Raw genomic sequence first — 19,152 nt, 5'->3', positions numbered from 1 at the left:
TTACTTAAGCAAACTAGCAATGCTGTCGCCCAAGGCTGGGCGCTGCATGTGAAACCCTTGTATCGCAGCACAGCCGATGTCACGCATCAGCTGTGCTTGGCGCTCAGTTTCCACGCCAACGGCAATCACGGTCAGCTCCAAGGCGTTAACCACCTTGAGAAAACGAGTGACTTTAGCTTGCACCGACATATCCATACAAATTTCAGCAACTAACTGCGGACCCAACTTCACTGCGCTGAGCGTATCACCACACAGTTCAGGGACACAAAAGTCATCACCACGATTGACCTGCAGAGCTATTTTTACACCCTCTTGCTGAAGCATTTGCAATGCTTGTTTGGCTTGCTCGTCTAACTGCAGCCAATCATTCACATGTATTTCCAACATCAGCTGCGCGAGGGGAAAGTTAAAACTGCGCAGCAGGTGAGTGATATCGCCGGTACACCCCGGTTGGCTAAACTCGCGCCCGGACAGGTTCATGTTTATAGTCAAATCGTGGCGCTGGCGCAACCAAAGCTGACTCTCTAGTATCGCTCGCTCTAGGGTTTGTAAAAATAACCTAGACCATAGTTCGGGCTTGCGCACATGAACTAAAAATTCGTCAGGAGCAAGTAATTGCTGCTGCTTTTGCCAGCGTAATAACACCTCAAAGCCGATAACTTGCTGATTCTGCGCTGCAAAAATAGCTTGATACTGATTGACGAACTCACACTGCTCGTAAGCAGATGCCACTGCTTTTTCGGTGTCTATACGCCGTTGCACATAAGCGTTCATTTCCGGCTTAAAGAACTGACAGTGGCTCCCGGTTAGCCGCTTTGCCTGATACATCGCCAAATCAGCACACTTTAATAACTCGTCACTGCGTTGCGCGTCTTGTGGGAAAAGCGCGATCCCAAGGCTAACCTCAACCAGCGGTTCCATTACCCGCTGCTTGAACGGCTGAGTTAATACATCGCGTACTTTTTTACACACAGTGACGATATGTTCGACATCGTCCATATTCTCCAACAGCAATGCAAACTCATCGCCACTCACACGCCCTAGACTGTCTTGCGAACGCACCGTACGCTGTAGCCTATAAGCGAGGCTAAGTAACAGCTGATCACCACTTTCGAAGCCACGCGCACTATTGATTTTATTAAGATTGGCAATATTAATCAGTACTAATGCACACTGGTTTTGTTGCCGCGCTGATTGCTCCAGCGCATGCTCCACTCGGTCCATAAAAAGAGCCCGATTAGGCAAGCCCGTTAAACTATCGTAATGGGCATGCTCACGCTTACTGGCGAGAGCATTTTTAGGCGCGCTAATGTCGGTAAGGATAATGATATAGCTGGTGAGGTGGTGCTCAGCATCTGCCACCGCACTCATTTTCAATAGTACCGGTACCTGCTCACCATTTTTAATAATGACAACTTCCTCACTCTGATAATGCTCACCCACATTGAGGTCATTCAAGATACGTAAGTAGTTAATACGGGTATTTTTGCTCAACCCAAGAGTGAGGTGTCGACTTGAGCGTGTACTTGGTGAATAGTTAAAATGCTCCCGTAACGCTTGGTTAGTGGCACGGATACGCAATTTATGATCAAGAATAATCACCCAATCACTGGTTTGCTCAAACGCTGCACCAAATAGCCGTGCATTTTCTTCAAATACCAACTCCCGGGTCATATTGGTATAGGTACCAGCAACTTGCATAGGCAAATCGTCTTGCCACGCCATGACTTTGCCAAAGTCCTTATACCAGCGCCATAAACCGTTGCTGTGACGCAAGCGATACACACAGTTGAAGTAACCCTTATCTGTGGACAAGAACTCTAACCACTCAATACGGAATTTTTGCCGCTCATCAGGATGAATAAGTGCCAGATAATCATCTAAGTGGCAGCTATCGTAGTCATAACCAAGTTCCTCGCGCAGGCGCGGTTGGTATATTTGGCTCCCCTCTTGTCGCCAATCCCATACCCCAGAGTGACTGCCGTCCAAGGCGAGTTTCAGCCGAGCTTCTGACTCTTTACTCTCATTGTGGGCAGCAATAATCATGCGCTGAATCTGATTACGGCGGTACAGCCACAAGCCCACCAGGGTCGCCCCCAGCAGTACATATAAAGTCAGGTAAAAAGGTGAGCTCCAAGGCGGATAATCGACCTTGATTTGCAGCTGCGCGGGATCAGTAAATTCGCCTGTGAATGGGTCCTGTGCCCACACCTTGAGAGTATGCAAACCTGGGTTAAGCTTTGAAAATACCACCCGGTTATTATCTTTGGTATGTGCTTTGGGACTGTCGCCAAGCTGATATTGAAAAATAATACGGTCTTGATAGTTATATATCATTGCCGCAAAAGACACCTCTAAGCCGATATCATCATGCTCTAGATGCACTTGCTCTAACGGGCTAAGTTGTTTATCTAACTCCCGATAGGCGAGCTGCGCGGAAGTAATATTGACGCGCTTAAGTAACGCTCGCTGCGGCTGGTTCTGCTGTGGGTAAAAAAGTGTTGCGCCTTTAACGGAACCATACACCACTCGACCATCATCAAAACGGCTAAAAGAGCCGCCATTAAACTCATTCGTGGCCAACCCTTCTTCGGTGGTATATTGCTGAAAGTGCTCAGTTAATGGATTAAAACGCCAAACACCTTTGTGGCTACTCATCCAAATCATGCCATGCTCATCCAGCACCAAATCATACATTAAGGTCCCCAGCCCTAGTTTCTGTAAATCGATGCGTTTAATCAGCTCGAATGTGCGCGCATCCAGCGCCACTAGTCCAAAGTTAGAAAACGATAGCCACAAAACATTTTGATGGTCGACGACATAGCTGTTGAGATTCACCGCCAAGTTTTCATGGGACTGAGGTACTTCGTAGAGCAGCTGTAATTTTTGCTGCTCGCTATCAAGGCGTAACAACTGACCACCACTGTAAAATAAGGGTTGGTTCGGCTTATCAGGCAGTGGTTTGTTGAAGCCCAGCGCTAGGAACGGGTCAAACTCATCAAGGTCGCCGTGCAGCGGCGTGAGCACTTTCGTATCTAAGTCGAAATAGAAGAATCCTTGGTCTTGATTCACTCCATATACGCGGTTATCTGGGGTTTTGTATAGGCCATGTAACCAGCCTTGCAAATACTGTTGCTGGTCACTGTTGGTAGCAATAACACGATGTAGCTCAGTACTATCAATATCGAAATAGAATAAGCCTCGTGTAGTATTTAACAGTAACTGATCAGCAAAAGGAATGAGCCTGTAAATACTAAAAGCATTATCAAGCTGATCGCTCAAATAGTTTTTGTACAAAATTTGGCTGCTATTGTGCTGTGTATCGACAATAGTAAGGCCATTGTGAGTACCCAAATAAAGGGTATTATCGACCACAGTGGATGCCCAAATATTATGGTGCGACAGGCCCTCGCCACGTAAATTCTGTGCTGTTAGATTATCAAATTGAAAATGCTTTTTCGGTAAAAAGAAGGCGCCATCACTTTTGGTTCCCACCCACAAATCCCCTTGTGGCGTTTCTTGCATGGCGATAATACTGGCGTCTGACAAACTGTACTCGCTGTCGATAAGTTGGCGACGTTTACGCAGAGCTCGGGTGGAAATATTAAATTCAAATAAGCCTTTATCAGTGGCCAACAGTACGGTGTCTTCGCCTAACACCTGCATTTGCCATATGTTCAAGTCAGCTATTAACATTTCGCTAGCAGGCGAATGTGCATCAGCGGCGAGCGAACCATCGGCGTTAATATCAAGCTGATACAGACCTTTTACCGTGCCAACCAACAAATGTTCAGCGTCTATCACCGCGAAAGACTTCACATTATTACGGTGAATCCCACTGATGCCTGCGGGAAGGTGTGCCAAAGAACGGACTTTCTTAGTCTGCAAATCATAGATATAGGCACCCGAGCTAGTACCGACATAGACCTGCTCGCCGAATTTAAACATCTGCCTTACTAAAGAGCGCTCATCTTTACTCTCCAGCGTGAACAATGAGGTAACTTCGCCGGTCTCTATATTCAGGCTCGCCACATCCTCACCACGACCAAGCCAAAGCTCATTGGGGCCAATAGCCAGCATAGTAAATACCGCTTTAGCGAACGTAACGTCGTCGCTCTGTGGCGGCCCCAGCACTTGCTCAGTACGCCCGGTATCAGGGTCGAAACGATGTAACCCAGCGAGTAATGAGGCTATCCAAATATGACCTTGTTGGTCTTGATAGAGAGCGTCGATCATCGCCTCATCAAGCTCGCCGTTGTCTCCGGCCACAGCAATGACCTGATAACCATCGTAGCGATTCAAACCGCTTTCGGTGCCTAACCACAAATAGCCGTATTTATCGATCAACATATTACTGACATAGCTTTGCGACAGTCCTTCATTCGGCGACAGTCGTTGTACTTTGGCACTCACTGCACACGCTAAGAAGCAGCAACACACTAGCAAAGCCCTAAGCATGGTTTCCTCGATTCAGGCAATATGCCAAGATATCGCGTCCTTGGCGCTGATAGGCATTAAATCGCTGTTGTAATTCGTCGGGCAAATCGGGCTCGGGCTGAAACCCTAAGCTGAGGTAAAAAGCGGCTAAATGGGCGTAAATAAAACTAAAAACGGGCTGCTTTTGGTGTTGGCACACAGTACTGATTAACTCCCGAGCAACCCCTTGTTGCCGCCACTGTGGGGCAATAAACACGCCAACGAGTAGCAAGTTCTCCGACAAGTGCAGCAACCGTGCTGCACCAATGATGCCACTATCGGCTCTGGCTACCCAAACCTGGTCTGCCTTAGAGGCACGACCTCGAGCCCCATAAGCCTGATAAAACTTGTTAACTAATGGGGTGGCGATGTCAGCAAGGCGCTGCACATCAACGTCGCTCATCGCGATGCACTCATCAATGCCAAATAATGTTCAAACTGTTGCTTGAGATAATTTTGCTCAGAGACAGGCCGAATATTAATCGCCTCGTAAACTTTGTCGCGGGCATTTTTACCGCGCACTATTTGGTAAGCCCAAAATGAGGCCTCGTAGTCTAGCTGAATACGGTACTTTTCTTCGCGAGGCAGTAGGCACAAATTGAAACTCATCGCAGTTACACTCAGGTTGGTGTTCATATCCTGACTATACTATACCAAATCCGACCTAGGGCAAAAGTAGATAGTTTGTTGCTTAGTTGCGACAAGTGCTAGAAAAACCTAACTAACTTCCCTAGAATGGTGGCGAAATTTAACGCGTATTTTACATGGGTAACGGAGTAAGCCCAATTGCAAAACAAGGAAGTGCCACGCATAAACTATGGTATAGCATGCTTAACTCAACCTTGTTACAACGCACCATCCTCTATGTTACTTCGCTATGGCTGCTGAGTGCGTCTGTTGGCGCCTATGCATCGTCTAACATGACCTTTAACAAGCCTGTTGATACACCACAAGCTCGCTATGTTATTGAACTTATGGATTTAGCCTATGATCAGCTTGGATATCAGCTTGAGTTGATAGAGTTTGACCAGCCACAAGCATTACGCGCTGCCGACGAAGGAACTTTAGACGGGCAATTAGGGCGCATTGCTGCAATTGAATCTCGTTACGCTAATTTGGTTCGCGTTGATTTTCCATTGTTTAAGTTTGAGTTGATCATGCTTACGCGCTGCGCCGAGTGCCAACTGAACGATCTTAATAGCGTGGTGCTGCGTAGCGGTTACCCGGTAGCCGAACAATACCTCGACAGCCAAAATTACCAAGGCCGGCGGCTAAGCCTAAAAAGCGTGTCGGCGCAATTAAATCTCTTAGCTCAGCGACAAGTTGATGGCATTGCCATCTTAGACTTTCACCTCAAACAGGCTTTCGACAGCCATAGCAACCCCAGCTATCATCGCCAGCATCTTAACGATTACTACAGCTACCACTATGTGCATAAACGCCATGAGGCGTTGATCCCTGAGTTACTTGAGGTGTTAAACACCCTTAAACAAAATGGCGTTGTTGACTACCTGAAACAAAAGCACGGCTTATAAATCAAGCTCTCCCTGCCCCGCATCAGGTGTGTTGATATCACCCTGTTGTTGCTTACGCTGCATTGCTCGCTTATAGCGCTGATGACAAAGTAGGTTAACGTGACGTTTTTGCTCATCACTGAGTTGGTTCCACATAAAACGCTCATCACGAGAACGAAAGCAGCCTAGGCAATAACCACGGTTATTGACCTGGCATACCCCTTTGCAGGGGCTATCAATAGAAAAGATTTCCAGCTGCTGCATGTACGCTCTACCCAGTGTGATTAAGCCACGGTCCAATGCTGTTTGCAGCGCATGACGCTGAGCGCATTGACTACACTAGCCTTTATTACCCTTGGTGTGTATTAAAAACCAACCCTAGGTATAACGTTAATGCCAAAGACTCTGAATTACCAGCCTAGGTATCCATTTCTTCCTTGCGCAGTACTGGGCGCGCATACAAGGCCGTAACGAGATCGCGTAGCTCTTCGGGAATCGCACGCATACGCTCATCAAACTCTTTGACATCGACGGACTCGGAATCAACAACCGCATCACCGTGCTTAGCGGCAATGTAATTGCCTGGGTGCAAATAAAAAGATTCAACAATCTGCTTATCGATGGTTTTTGCAAGATCCTCTGGGGTATCACAGCCACTTTGCACCGGTTGACCAAAAGCGAGGTGGACATGGCCTTTATTGGTCGTAAAGCCCTCTACTATACTGCTGATATCCTCACCGGCAGATTTTATATACTCGCCGTGGTGCTTTTTATGATAGAGCTCCTTCGCTTTGGATATTGCACACGGTTCATACTGATAAGAAATGGACACCGGCACAATTTTTAGCTCACGTACATACTCAGCAAACTCTTTCTTTTGCTTGCGCCCATTCAATTGCAACATTTTTAATAACGCCGGATCGGTTTGATCAAAACCGTCTTTGGTACGCCCTTCGCGCTGGGCTATCCAAATACTGTGGCCATCCTGCAACGAGTCATAAATATAGGCTGAGAGCTGTGATAACGCTTTAAGCATTTCTTTGGGTGCTTTTGCCGAGCGTTTTACAATAAAACTTTTGTTTAAGCGCATCAGCTCAGTGATGTATGGGATCTGTAGCAGATTATCACCAATGGCAATGCGCACGGTATTCATATCATGTTGGTGCAAGCCAAAATTAACCAACGCGGGATCAAGCACGATATCACGGTGATTGGAGATAAACAGATATGCTTGGTTTTTATCGAGCTTGTCTAGCCCTGAATAGGTGACCTCTGAGGTGGTGTTGTGGATGATGCGCTCAAGATAATGCACAACTTCAAGCTGGACTTGGCGCACTGAGTTTACTTGGCCCCACTTACGTTTCAGGCTCGCACGCACCAGCGGGCGAGATAGAAAGCGCATACCGGCAAGCCAACCGGGCAAATTATGCTTCGCTATCAAATCAACAAAGTCATTATCTGCTACCAACCGGGCAACAGCATCTGCTACTTCGTCGTCATTATAGGGTCTTATGTCTGCATACTTATCCACGATTACACCTTATTACCACAGGCAAAAAAACGGCGCTTATTGTATCGCGCCATTTACGTATTCGCTAAGTTTATCAACTCTTACCAGTAAGGGATACAACCCTTTATGCATTATCATGGTGCTGCGCAGGTGCTTGCCATGCGCGCAACTTAAGCCATACCAAGCGTAATAACAACAGCAGTAAAATCACGGCTAAGCTTTGCGATAACCACGGTGCCATAAGCTCGTGCTGATGCCCAACTAAAGGGCTCACTGCAAAGTCGAACCGTGCCACCAGCCAATCCGTTAAATATCCAAATGCTAAGGCTACACCAATGACAGCACTGAGATAGGCAACAATCGCGCGCTTGCCTAACTCCTTACCAACAACACCGAGCGTGGCAATGTTAGTCGCAGGTCCTGCTAGCATAAATACCAATACCGCGCCTGGCGATACTCCAGCAATGAGCAGTCCAGCGGCAACTGGCGTAGATGCCGTGGCACAAATGTACATTGGAATACTGATAAGCACCATCACCGTCATCGCCAATAATCCGCTGCCCCACTGGCTTAAGTAAGAAGCGGGCACATAAGTTTGCACTAACGCCGCGAAAAACAGACCTATCATTAACCACATGGCGGTATCGTTTAACAGTTTCGTGGTACTAAAGTGCACCGCTTGCTTAAACTTAGCCATGAAACGGGGCTCTTTTGTAGCTTTAGAACGGCTACTGCAGCATGAGGCCGGCGCTGTATTATCAGCCTGTTGTGCCTGCGTGGGAGCTTGGGATGCTGGCGCTTGTTGCTTATTGGTGCAACATGAAGTGCTCGGCTGTGGCGTTCTTTCGGCGCAGCAACTCGGCGACGATGTCTGTATTGGGGTTGCCTCGGGCTTAGACTCTTTACCTACTAGCACACCTGCGGTAATGGCACTGGTAATTGCGGCAATAGGACGAATAATAGCCATAAAAGGGCCCAGTAAGACATAGGATACGGACACTGAGTCGACACCAGTTTCAGGCGTGGAGACTAAAAAGGACGTAGTCGCACTTTTCGAAGCGCCTGCCCGTCTGAGCCCAACGGCAGCAGGGATCACGCCACAAGAGCATAGTGGCATGGGAGCGCCAATAAAAGCCGCTTTCACAGTTGTCCAAAAGCCTTCTTTACCAAGGTGGCGTTGCAAAAAGTTAGCAGGAAGGTATACATTGATAAGCCCAGCTAAAAGCAACCCCAACATCAGCCAAGGTGCAGATAGCACAAACAGTTGCCAAAAATTAGTTAGTAAGTCCATCAACGTCCTCCAATGCGGTCAAAATTGAACAATGCTCTGCCGGTAATTCTGTGCCACAACACTGCTCAGCCAATTGTGAAAGAGAGGCATAAAAGCGTTGCAACTCAGCGATACGCTCTGCCACGAGTGCCTTTTTCCGCAGCGTAAGTTGCTTCACTTCATGACAGCTATGCTGCTGTTTCTCAAAGTTAATCTTCAATAACTCAGAGATTTCTTGCAAACTAAATCCGACGTCTTTAGCACGACGAATAAAGTTTAATTGCGCTAAATGGGCGTGCGTATAATCCCGGTATCCTGCTGCAGTGCGATTAGGCGGTTGTAATAGCCCTTGCTGTTCGTAGTAACGAAGCGTATCGGGACTCATGTCCACCTTTTTTGCTAACTCTGAAATTCGCATTAGTTTTTCTCGCAGTTATTTAACTGTCACTGATTGTAGACCTTAGTGTTAACTCCAAGGTCAATATTTTTTTGCGTCCGCTAAGTCACCATGAAAGACTAGTGCTAAACCACCGTATTTTAACGCCTACTTTGTCTCACTGGCGAAACGAGAGAAGAGAGTTATGAACATAGTACTACTTGATGCAAAAACTTTAGGTGACAATAGCTTAGCCCCACTGGAGCAACTCGGAGACTTCCATTCTTACGAGCTAACTGAGCCACAGTCCGTTGTTACTCGTTGCCAAGATGCCGAGGTTATTATTAGCAATAAAGTAGTGATTAATGCTGAGCACATGCAATCGCTACCCAAGCTTAAATTGATTTGTGTTGCTGCCACCGGCACCAACAATATCGACTTACAAGGTGCAGCAGAGCAAGGCATCACAGTATGTAATGTTGCTGGCTACTCTACCGCATCAGTGGTGCAACACACCTTCGCCCTACTCAACGCCTTATTAGGTAACATTCATCGCTACATTAATGACTGCCATCACGGTGCGTGGCAACAAAGTGATATGTTTTGTCGCTTGGATTATGCCATTGAGGAGCTTGCCGATAAAACCCTTGCTATCATCGGCTATGGCGAGTTAGGTCAGGCGGTGGCGCGCGTTGCAGAAGCCTTCGCTATGAAGGTCATCATTGCGGAGCGTAAAGGACAGCCAGTACGAGAAGGACGGGTTAGCTTTGAACAAGCACTGCAAAACGCTGATGTGGTCTCTATCCATAGCCCTTTAACGCCACAAACTCAGCAACTATTTAACGCCGACGCATTCGTTTTAATGAAACCAAGTGCAGTGCTCATCAATACAGCTCGTGGCCCTATTATTGATGAACAAGCGCTCGTTGTGGCCCTAGAGCAAGGTGATATAGCCGGTGCGGCGTTAGATGTGCTTACACGTGAGCCTGCCACCACAGATAATCCATTAATTGCCTATCAAGGCCATAACTTATTGTTAACGCCACACATTGCCTGGGCCTCTCGCCAAGCCCGCGACCGCCTCATTGAACAATTGGCGAAGAATATTATTGGGTTTGCCAATGGTGAAATCCGCAATCAGGTTAGTTAGATTCACTAAACTATGGGTTTCTAGGCCTAAGAGACACCTTGAAAATTTCATAACCCACTGATAATAAATAAAAATAAATATTGGCACTAAATTTGTTATCTTACCTAGGTGTTAACAATACTTAATAACGGATATAACAATGAAAAAAACACTTATTGCCGCTTTAGTCGCCCTTCCTTTACTGGGAGGCTGTGTTGTTTCAGTGAATGATGGCGATGCTGATGCCCGTTGGGCTGGCAGTGATTGGCAGCAGCAACAAAAAGACAACCGCACATACATTGCTGACTTGCAGCTAGGTACCGGGTTTGCGCAAGTGAAAAATTCTTTGGGAACGCCAGATTTCAGTGAATCTTTCCGCCATCAACAAGACAACTACCAAGTGTTATTTTACGCCACGCAAAGTAAAAAGTCTGATGGCAAAATCTCAAAGGACGAATGCACCCCTTTGGTTTTTGCTGATGGCGCCTTAGTCAGTGTAGGTGACAGCGCCTACCAAGCGCTTATCAATAAGCTATAAACGTTCAGCCACCCACAGGGGTGGCTTTTTTATGCGAAAAATACAATGGTGTTACGCCCTTGTTGCTTCGCTTTGTAAAGCCCCCTGTCAGCGCGCTCAATAAGCTGTGATTCCGATTGCGCATCACCAAAACCAGGATAGGTGGATACCCCCATACTGATAGTGACATGGTCAGCAACAGGCGAGTCTATATGCGCCACGTTAAGCTCTTCTATAACGCGTTTTAGCTTTTGTGCCAACGCCATGGCTGTTCCCTCTTCACTCCCTGGCAGCACAGCAGCAAATTCTTCACCGCCATAGCGAGCGACGAAGTCACTACCACGTTGACAATTGGCCACCAAGGTTGAAGCCACTTTCTTCAAACACTCATCACCGCGTTGGTGGCCATAGTGATCGTTGTAACGTTTAAAAAAGTCAATATCGATGAGCACCACAGACAACGGCAGCCCAGCGCGGACACTACGCCGCCACTCCCGCGAGAGCTGTTCATCAAAATAGCGGCGATTGGGAATTTCGGTTAAGCCATCGATACTGGCCAGCATCTCTAACAGGTCGTTCTTTTGCTTGATAGTCAGCTGGTTTTTAACGCGCGCGCGCACTATGGCACTACCAAAGGGTTTGGTTATGTAGTCCATGGCTCCGAGCTCAAGGCCTTTAGCTTCATCAACAAGAGAATCATTGGCGGAAATGATAATGACAGGAATAGGCTGTGTGCGCTCATCATGCTTAAGCTTACGCAGCGCTTCGTAACCATCCATACCGGGCATGACGATGTCCAGCAAGATCAGATCAACACTGTTAGTCGCTAACCACTCAAACATGGCCTCAGCACTTTCGACACCAAACACTTTGTGCTTGGGGCTCAGCGTTTTCTCCAAAACCACCCGATTTAACTCGTCATCATCGACGACAAGAATACGTGCTGACCTCATTTATTTGCCCTAGTTTGTCTTAACTGCTTGCAGAACCAATACAAAAGAATGAATTAGGCTGCAATTTACCCGCTATTTAACGTATTTACCCAGTTTAGACATAAATACCTAACAATTCACTGAATATATGGCAGAAATTAGCCACATACACAGTGAATTAGCTTGTATGCTTAGAGGTTTTCTTCAGCAAATGAAGCAAGGCGACTGCGCACCACACCGTTTAGATTTACGGTGGCACTGCCCTCAAAATGCTTAAAGCGCTCAACGATATAGGTCAAACCCGATGTCACTGGGGTCAGATAGTTACTGTCTATTTGCGCCAGATTCCCCGAACAAATCAATTTAGTGCCCGCCCCGCAGCGCGTGATGATCGTTTTCAACTGTGAGGCTGTTAAATTCTGACTCTCATCAAGCAATACCACGGCATTTTGGATACTACGCCCACGCATGAAGTTCACCGATTTAAACTGAATATTGGCTTTTTCCATAATATAGTTGCGACTGGAAATCGGGTTCTCATCGCCTTTGTGCAACACCTCCAAAGAATCGGTGATCGCTGCCAGCCAAGGCGCCATTTTTTCTTCCTCTGTACCTGGCAAAAAACCTATAGACTCCGCTATTTCAGGGGTATTGCGGGTCACAATTAGTTTGTCGTATATACCTTTTTCGATGATCATTTCAAGGGCGGCCGCTAAGGCTAAAATCGTTTTGCCGCACCCTGCCGGACCAGTGAGTAACACCAGTTCGATATCTGGGTCGAGCAAGGCATCCATGGCCATGCCTTGGTAAATATTTTTTGGTTTAACGCCCCAGGCGCTGCGCGCCAATAGCCGTTCGACTCCTAGGTCTTTTAGGGTTATATGTGCTTCATCATAGCCAACTACACGAGCCGCGAAATGGCCACTGTCATCAAGCAAATATTCATTGGCAAATACATCAGGTACCAACTCTCTGGCAACGTGATGAAGCGCATCGCGCCCTTGCTGCTCGGTTTCACACTCCCCAACATGCTGCCAGAAATCACCCTCTATTTTTTTATACCCTGACGTCAGTAGTGTAATGTCATCAATCAGTTGGTCTGTACGGTAATCTTCAACATAATGCAGACCCGCACCTTTGGCTTTAAGACGCATGTTGATATCTTTGGTCACTAGCACCACTTTGGCGTCGCTGTACTGCTTTTGCAGATACACTGCGCAGTTAATGATGCGGTGATCGTTTTCATCCCCAGGCAGCCCAGAGATGCTATCTGCAAACAAATGATCATTAACAATAATGAGTTTACCCCGAGGCGCTTCTGGTGCACGTTTATTACTGGGCAATAGCACCCCCTGCAACATTTGCTCTGGGGTGGCATCGCGCAATACTTCATCGAGTGCACGAATAGCCACTCGTGCATCGCGACTCACATCACGTTTGCGGTCTTTTATGTGGTCGAGCTCTTCGAGGACTGTCATTGGAACAATTACATCGTGTTCTTGGAAAGAGAGGAAAGCAAGGGGTTCGTGGAGTAATACGTTGGTGTCGAGCACATACATTTTACTACTGGTAGCGTGGCGGTCTTGGTCCATAGCGCGTTCCTATTTGTCTTTTATTGTATGTATGCCGCCGCAGCTCAATAAACAGCCTGAATCAGTAACGGCATACTTCAAGTTTAGTCTATGGATTACAAAAGACGCTTTTATGACAGTAAAAAAGACGATGAAAATCACACTTTTTTGTTTGCAAAAATGCCCTTCTTTTGCTGCTGTATATAAAACACACAAGCGTAGAAACTTTTCTGCGTTTTGTGGTGATAATCAATCAAGAGCACGCTAATATAGCCGCCTTTTTTTGCTTGGGCCAACGCGCTCAAGCCTAGGTAAATCAAAGTCGAGTCGAGCAAGTAATGAATTTTTCCTTAGGTCAACGTTGGATCAGTGATACCGAGTCCGATTTAGGATTAGGTACCGTAGTTGCATTGGAAGGACGCCAAGTAAGCATTCTTTTTCCTGCAAGCGGGGAAAACCGGGTCTATGCACAAAGTGAAGCCCCCGTTACCCGTGTAAAGTTCAATCCTGGCGATACTATTCGCAGTGCTGATGAATGGGAACTTGAGGTCAGCGAAGTAACACAAAGCGATGGCTTATATACCTATGTAGGCAAACGTCTTGATAATGACGAACCGGTGGAACTCAAAGAAACTTTTCTCGATCATTTTATTAAGTTTAATAAGCCTCAAGACAGGCTTTTTGCTGGTCAAGTAGACCGTTTCGATCGTTACACGCTGCGCTACAACACGTGGCAACATCGCTACCAGCGCGCGCAGTCACCACTAAAAGGGTTAATTGGGCAACGCGCTAGCCTTATTGAGCACCAATTGCATATTGCCCGTGAGGTGGGACAACGTTTTGCCCCGCGCGTGTTACTCAGCGATGAAGTGGGTTTAGGTAAAACCATTGAAGCCGGTATGATTTTGCACCAACAGTTGCTTACCGGCCGCGCTGCGCGCGTGCTCATAGTCGTGCCGGAGAATTTACAACATCAATGGCTAGTAGAAATGCTGCGCCGCTTTAACTTACAGTTTGCCATTTTTGATGAAGAGCGCTGCGCCGAAGCCTATGCCGACAGCCCCAATGTGTTTGAGACCGAACAGTTGGTGCTCACTAGCTTAGAATTCCTAACCAAGAAAAAACGCTGGTTTGAACAAGCAACCTTGGCGGATTGGGACCTTATGGTGGTTGATGAAGCGCATCACCTAAGCTGGTCGGTGGATAAACCCAGCACCGAGTATCAGCGCATTGAAGAGCTCAGTCGCGATATTGCCGGTCTTATTTTGCTTACCGCCACCCCAGATCAGCTTGGCCACCAAAGTCACTTTGCCCGTTTGAAACTACTCGACCCTGACAGGTTCTATGACTACGACGCCTTTGTTGCCCAAGAGTCACATTATCAAGACATTGCTGACGCAGCCAATAGCGTACTCCAAGAACAAGCTCTGAGCACTGAACAACAGCAAGTACTTACCAACCTGCTAGGTAGCGAAGCGCAAGCACTACTTGCAGGTATTGCTAAGGGCGATGAGCAAGCGAAAGCCAGCATGCTAGAGCAGCTTCTGGACCGTCATGGCACAGGGCGCATTTTATTCCGTAACAGCCGCAGTGGCATAAGCGGCTACCCCGAGCGTATTTTACACACCTACCCAATGGCAATGCCGCCGCAATACCAAACCGCGATGAACGTAATGGGCAGTTTAGGCAGCTCAGGGCCGGCTGAGCTCAACGCCATGCGCGCGCTGTTCCCAGAGAAAATGTTCCAAGAATTCGAGGGTCAAGACAGCAGCTGGACACAGTTCGACCCTCGGGTACAGTGGCTTATCGACACCCTTAACGCCAATAAGCCGCAAAAGATGTTGGTGATTTGTGCTAAAGCCGAAACTGCGTTAAGCCTTGAGCAAGCACTGCGTGAACGCGAGGGGATCAAGGCCGCACTGTTCCATGAAGGCATGAGCATTATTGAACGTGACCGCGCCGCCGCATTCTTTGCCGACATTGAAGACAGTGCTCAGGTCCTTATTTGTTCTGAGATTGGCTCTGAGGGGCGCAACTTCCAGTTCGCTCACCACCTCGTGCTGTTCGACTTGCCGCTCAACCCAGACCTTTTAGAGCAGCGCATTGGCCGCTTAGATCGTATCGGCCAAAGCGAAGACATTAAAATTCACGTGCCTTATTTTCAACACACTGCGCAAGACACCCTGCTGCAGTGGTATCACCATGGTCTAAATGCCTTTGAACACACTGCCAGCACTGGGCATATTCTCAATCAAGAGTTTGGCGATGAGCTCATCGAGTTACTGGCTGATGGCAGCTACCAAGATGAACCGCTGCAAGCACTGGTACAGCGCGTTCATGCGCGTTACCTAGCGCTCAAAGCGCAAATGGAATCAGGACGTGACCGGTTATTAGAGCTGCACTCCAGCGGCCAAGGTCAGTCTGAGCACCTAGTGCAGGATATCAATGCCTTAGACCACAGCTTTGAGTTGCCCAGCTACATGATCAATGTGTTTGATATTTGGGGTGTAAACCAAGAAGACAAAGGCGAAAATAGCATTATCCTCAAACCCACGGAACACATGCTTGGTGCCACCTTCCCCTGCTTAAAAGAAGAAGGCATCAGTGTCACTTTTGATAGAGACACGGCGCTTGCGCAAGAAGATTTGCACTTTATCAGTTGGGATCACCCCATGGTCGAAGGGGCGATGGAGATGATCTGTGATGACGATTTTGGCACCGCTTCGGTGGCGCTGTTTAAAAACAAAAAACTGCCGGCCGGCACCTTCTTTGTTGAATTGGTCTACATCGCCGAAGCCATGGCTCCGAAATCATTACAATTAGGCCGCTATTTACCGCCGACTCCCATACGACTGCTACTGGATAAGGGCGGTAACGACCTCAGCGCCAATGTTGCCTTTGATACCTTTAATCAGCAATTAAATGCCGTTGGCAGACAAACGGCTTCGAAACTCGTGAACGCATTACAAAGTGCCATTCACCCGCTGATTGAGCAAGGTAATGAGCAGGCGCAGGTGCACATGGAGCAACTACGTGAGCAGGCCAAACAGAGCATGCATCAGGCTCTGGATACAGAGCTGACTCGCTTGCAAAAACTGAAAGAAATCAATCCGAATATTCGTGACGAGGAGCTCAGTTATTATCGTGATAACAAGCAGCAAATGGATGATTACATCGACAAAGCCAAGGTTAAACTCGATGCCATTCGCTTAATCGTTGTCAGCCACTAAGCATTTCTTTAAAATGGCCGGCCTTATCTAACGGGGCTGGCCATGCTGTTACACTATAATCCACCGCGCACTCCTTATCTGCGCATTCTTTACCAAGATGATGACTTATTAGTACTGGATAAACCCAGTGGTTTACTCAGCGTTCCCGGTAAAGACCCCAAGCATGCAGATTGTGTGATCCGCCGCGCTAACCTTGTTTTTCCTAGCGCCAAAATTGTGCACCGCCTGGATATGGCTACCTCCGGGGTTATTTGTCTGGCATTAAATAAAGCCGCACACCGCCACCTAAGTATGCAGTTCCAAGAGCGGCAAACGGCCAAGCGTTACCTTGCTCGGGTTGAGGGCCACCTAAAAGAGCAAAGTGGTAGCGTCGATTTGCCCCTTATTTGCGACTGGCCGAACCGGCCAAAGCAAATGGTCGATCATGACCGAGGAAAACCTTCACTCACGCATTATCAGGTGCTTGATTATGAGCAGGACGCCACCCGTGTTGAGCTCACCCCGATCACCGGGCGCAGTCACCAGTTACGTGTACATATGCTTAGCCTAGGACATGTGATCCTCGGCGATAGACTTTACGCCCACGAACACGCCAAAGCGCGAGCAGATAGACTACAACTACACGCCACTTGGCTACAGCTACGCCATCCTAGTAACGAAGAGATGATGGAGTTTACCGCTTCGTGCCCGTTCTAAACTTTTTATGGCGTTGGCCGATAGCTATGTAGATATAAAATAATAGAGGGTGTTTAACGTCTGTGCTGCGATTGATACTGATATTAATAGGGTTGCTCGTGCAATGGCCAACCAATGCCAGCCCGACCCTCGATAGGCATTACTTAGCTAGCCTCGATGAGACACAAACGCTACTCGCCAAAGGGGAAGAGTTTAGTGTGGTGTTTCGCCCACATATGGCGTCAGAGCATCGCGGTGTAGTGCTTATGATCCCAAGCATCGACGACCCCTATGGTAATCAACGTGGTTTTATATTTTTACGGGCACTGCTCAGTGAGCGTGGCTACAGCAGCTATCTCTTAGTTAACCACCCAGCAACACGTGACGATGAGCAACAGAGCGAAGCTGCCCAGCAAGACGCTAGCGAAGAGCAGCAACAAGACCAAACGCAGCAATCTCAGGAGCCGCCTCCACAATCTGCTGACGAAACCGAGCAGCCGCAACCCAGTTATATCCCAGGCTATCAACAAGCCATCTCCTCTGAGCTTTTGGATAAAGAACAACAACGCTTAAGCGCACAACTTGTTAGTCTGCTAGAGCGGGCACAGGAGCAAGGCAAAGCGGTTAGTGTGTTCGCTGCTGGGCGCAGCGCCGGCTTACTCAGTGAGTACTTTGTCGATAACCTACAGGTGGATATTAACGCGTTTATTGCTGTGGGCGCCTACTTGCCGGTCCCTGCGCGCCACCACCACATTAGCGCCAATTTATCAGTGATGCCCCCTGCGGTGCTCGACGTGTACACCCCTTTTGACCATAGCTGGGCCACACAGCAACGGCCACAGCGACGACTCTGGGCAGAGAAAAACAGAAAGTTTAATTACCGCCAACGTACATTGTTCGCTGAGCTTAGTGAGCAGCAGCAAATACACCGCCTAGCAACCGAAATCGACGGTTTTCTGCGGCGCTTATTCTAAGCCTTTAAGTACTCATACGCCGCTTGGATATCCTGACTTTTCTTTTGTGCTAATTTCATCATATGCTCAGGAAGGCCCTGAGAGACTAACTTATCTGGGTGGTGCTGCGCCATCAACTTGCGGTAGGCTTTTTTAACAGTGCGCGCATCCGCTCCCTCTTCCAAACCAAGAATATCCAACGCCTGACGACGATTCATACCCGTATCGCTGGTACTTGATGTACGCCCTTGATGATGCTGCTGTTGTTGCTGACGAAAACGTTGCTGCTGTTGGCGAAAAGCAAATTCGGCTTGGTAGCGTTTGAGGATAAAGTTAAAATGGGTTTTACTGACACCCAGCCCTTTGGCGACCTGCTCCAACAGCGCTTTTTCTTGCTCAGCTAAGTGACCATCACTGAAGGCCATCTGAATCTGGATTTCCAAAAATAACTGCAACATATCGAAGCGCCCGGCAAAATGCTCGCGGAACTCTCGCAGCGTCGCATTCATGGAGAAATCAGCCTCTTTACCCGCGCGAAATGCATGCTGAGCTTCGCGCTTGTCTTCACCACTTAAGCCCATTTCATCCATAAACTGAGTGGCTGCACGAATGTGCATCTCGTTGACGCGACCGTTGGATTTAGCAATGTGCCCCATGACAGCAAAGCAACTAGAGAAAAATAAGGCTTGGCGCTGAGATACATCTTCGTGGTTAAAAAAGCCACGAAAACCGCCAGCACGGTCAAAGTCCTGCTTTAAGCTTCTGTCGAACATATGCCCAACGAACAGCCCCAATAAGGCGCCAAGAAACTTACCAAACATAAAGCCAAAGCAGGCACCAAGAAGCTTGCCCCACATCACCTAAATACCTCTGAAAACCAATGTGCACCACATAGTGACGAAAAATCATCGAACTAACAAGCGAAAGCATGACCCAGTAGCGCAGCTAGTTGTATACCCTAGCGCTTTTATCGCTAACAATTTTTAACCCTTATCCGCT

Annotated in this window: 16 protein-coding genes; 6 read left to right on the top strand and 10 right to left on the bottom strand. The window is 47.7% G+C overall.

The genetic code is table 11. The features are described 5' to 3' along the window. The 3 genes from FIU82_RS03180 to FIU82_RS03170 are packed head-to-tail and all read right to left on the bottom strand — an operon-like array spanning nucleotide 1 to nucleotide 5,085. On the bottom strand, nucleotides 1-4,413 hold the full coding sequence (locus FIU82_RS03180; protein WP_172972695.1) for an EAL domain-containing protein: 4,413 nt from the start codon (nucleotides 4,411-4,413) through the stop codon (nucleotides 1-3). A 37-nt stretch (nucleotides 4,414-4,450) separates the two neighbouring features. After that, a complete protein-coding gene (locus FIU82_RS03175) occupies nucleotides 4,451-4,879 on the bottom strand; it encodes a GNAT family N-acetyltransferase (RefSeq protein WP_152440320.1) in 429 nt (142 codons plus the stop codon). After that, entirely contained in the window at nucleotides 4,876-5,085 is a 210-nt protein-coding gene (locus FIU82_RS03170; protein WP_026111308.1) for a DUF3283 family protein, read from the bottom strand. Before FIU82_RS03170 ends, FIU82_RS03175 begins: the two co-directional genes overlap by 4 nt. Nucleotides 5,086-5,303: 218 nt before the next feature. On the opposite strand from FIU82_RS03170, the gene FIU82_RS03165 reads away from it, so the two are divergent. After that, a complete protein-coding gene (locus FIU82_RS03165; protein ID WP_162197075.1) occupies nucleotides 5,304-6,011 on the top strand; it encodes a transporter substrate-binding domain-containing protein in 708 nt (235 codons plus the stop codon). Here the strand turns inward: FIU82_RS03165 and FIU82_RS03160 are convergent. From FIU82_RS03160 to zntR, 4 genes are all read right to left on the bottom strand, one after another. Further along, nucleotides 6,006-6,254, bottom strand: a complete 249-nt coding sequence (locus tag FIU82_RS03160; protein ID WP_053910619.1) for a DUF1289 domain-containing protein — start codon at nucleotides 6,252-6,254, stop codon at nucleotides 6,006-6,008. The genes FIU82_RS03165 and FIU82_RS03160 overlap by 6 nt on opposite strands. A gap of 154 nt (nucleotides 6,255-6,408) precedes the next feature. After that, entirely contained in the window at nucleotides 6,409-7,521 is a 1,113-nt protein-coding gene (locus FIU82_RS03155; RefSeq protein WP_022946335.1) for a 1-acyl-sn-glycerol-3-phosphate acyltransferase, read from the bottom strand. 103 nt (nucleotides 7,522-7,624) lie between these two features. Then, nucleotides 7,625-8,791 carry an SO_0444 family Cu/Zn efflux transporter gene (locus FIU82_RS03150; protein WP_172972694.1) on the bottom strand — a complete coding sequence of 389 codons (1,167 nt, stop codon included), beginning with the start codon at nucleotides 8,789-8,791 and terminating at the stop codon, nucleotides 7,625-7,627. Then, nucleotides 8,775-9,188, bottom strand: coding sequence for a Zn(2+)-responsive transcriptional regulator (gene zntR, locus FIU82_RS03145; protein WP_045979585.1), 414 nt, complete (start codon nucleotides 9,186-9,188; stop codon nucleotides 8,775-8,777). The genes FIU82_RS03150 and zntR overlap by 17 nt, the downstream gene beginning before the upstream one ends. A gap of 163 nt (nucleotides 9,189-9,351) precedes the next feature. Between zntR and FIU82_RS03140 the strand changes: the two genes are divergently transcribed. Then, nucleotides 9,352-10,296 carry a D-2-hydroxyacid dehydrogenase gene (locus tag FIU82_RS03140; protein ID WP_152440318.1) on the top strand — a complete coding sequence of 315 codons (945 nt, stop codon included), beginning with the start codon at nucleotides 9,352-9,354 and terminating at the stop codon, nucleotides 10,294-10,296. A gap of 139 nt (nucleotides 10,297-10,435) precedes the next feature. Further along, the gene (locus FIU82_RS03135; RefSeq protein WP_022946339.1) at nucleotides 10,436-10,813 is read left to right on the top strand and encodes a DUF3192 domain-containing protein; all 378 of its coding nucleotides are present in this window, start codon (nucleotides 10,436-10,438) and stop codon (nucleotides 10,811-10,813) included. 29 nt (nucleotides 10,814-10,842) lie between these two features. Here FIU82_RS03135 and FIU82_RS03130 read toward each other — a convergent pair whose 3' ends face one another. Beyond that, the gene (locus tag FIU82_RS03130; protein WP_152440317.1) at nucleotides 10,843-11,745 is read right to left on the bottom strand and encodes a diguanylate cyclase; all 903 of its coding nucleotides are present in this window, start codon (nucleotides 11,743-11,745) and stop codon (nucleotides 10,843-10,845) included. A 170-nt stretch (nucleotides 11,746-11,915) separates the two neighbouring features. Further along, nucleotides 11,916-13,316 carry a PhoH family protein gene (locus FIU82_RS03125; protein WP_022946341.1) on the bottom strand — a complete coding sequence of 467 codons (1,401 nt, stop codon included), beginning with the start codon at nucleotides 13,314-13,316 and terminating at the stop codon, nucleotides 11,916-11,918. A gap of 317 nt (nucleotides 13,317-13,633) precedes the next feature. Here FIU82_RS03125 and rapA point away from each other — a divergent pair, with 317 nt between their 5' ends. The 3 genes from rapA to FIU82_RS03110 all read left to right on the top strand — a co-directional run bounded on the left by rapA (nucleotide 13,634) and on the right by FIU82_RS03110 (nucleotide 18,174). Then, complete coding sequence (gene rapA, locus FIU82_RS03120; RefSeq protein WP_152440316.1) at nucleotides 13,634-16,525, top strand: RNA polymerase-associated protein RapA; 2,892 nt, start codon at nucleotides 13,634-13,636, stop codon at nucleotides 16,523-16,525. Between the two features lie 42 nt (nucleotides 16,526-16,567). Then, on the top strand, nucleotides 16,568-17,221 hold the full coding sequence (gene rluA / locus FIU82_RS03115) for a bifunctional tRNA pseudouridine(32) synthase/23S rRNA pseudouridine(746) synthase RluA (protein WP_152440315.1): 654 nt from the start codon (nucleotides 16,568-16,570) through the stop codon (nucleotides 17,219-17,221). Nucleotides 17,222-17,319: 98 nt separating this feature from the next. Next, nucleotides 17,320-18,174, top strand: a complete 855-nt coding sequence (locus tag FIU82_RS03110) for a DUF3530 family protein (RefSeq protein ID WP_172972693.1) — start codon at nucleotides 17,320-17,322, stop codon at nucleotides 18,172-18,174. On the opposite strand, the gene djlA is transcribed toward FIU82_RS03110, so the two are convergent. Beyond that, nucleotides 18,171-19,010: a co-chaperone DjlA gene (gene djlA, locus FIU82_RS03105; RefSeq protein WP_152441451.1), complete on the bottom strand. Its 840-nt coding sequence runs from the start codon at nucleotides 19,008-19,010 to the stop codon at nucleotides 18,171-18,173. The two genes, FIU82_RS03110 and djlA, sit on opposite strands and share 4 nt — an antisense overlap. Between the last annotated feature and the right edge of the window lie 142 nt (nucleotides 19,011-19,152).

The organism is Pseudoalteromonas sp. THAF3, from assembly GCF_009363775.1.
Lineage (GTDB): Bacteria > Pseudomonadota > Gammaproteobacteria > Enterobacterales > Alteromonadaceae > Pseudoalteromonas > Pseudoalteromonas ruthenica.
Note: the sequence above shows the minus strand (reverse complement) of the source record. Positions and strands in the feature narration are given on the sequence as shown.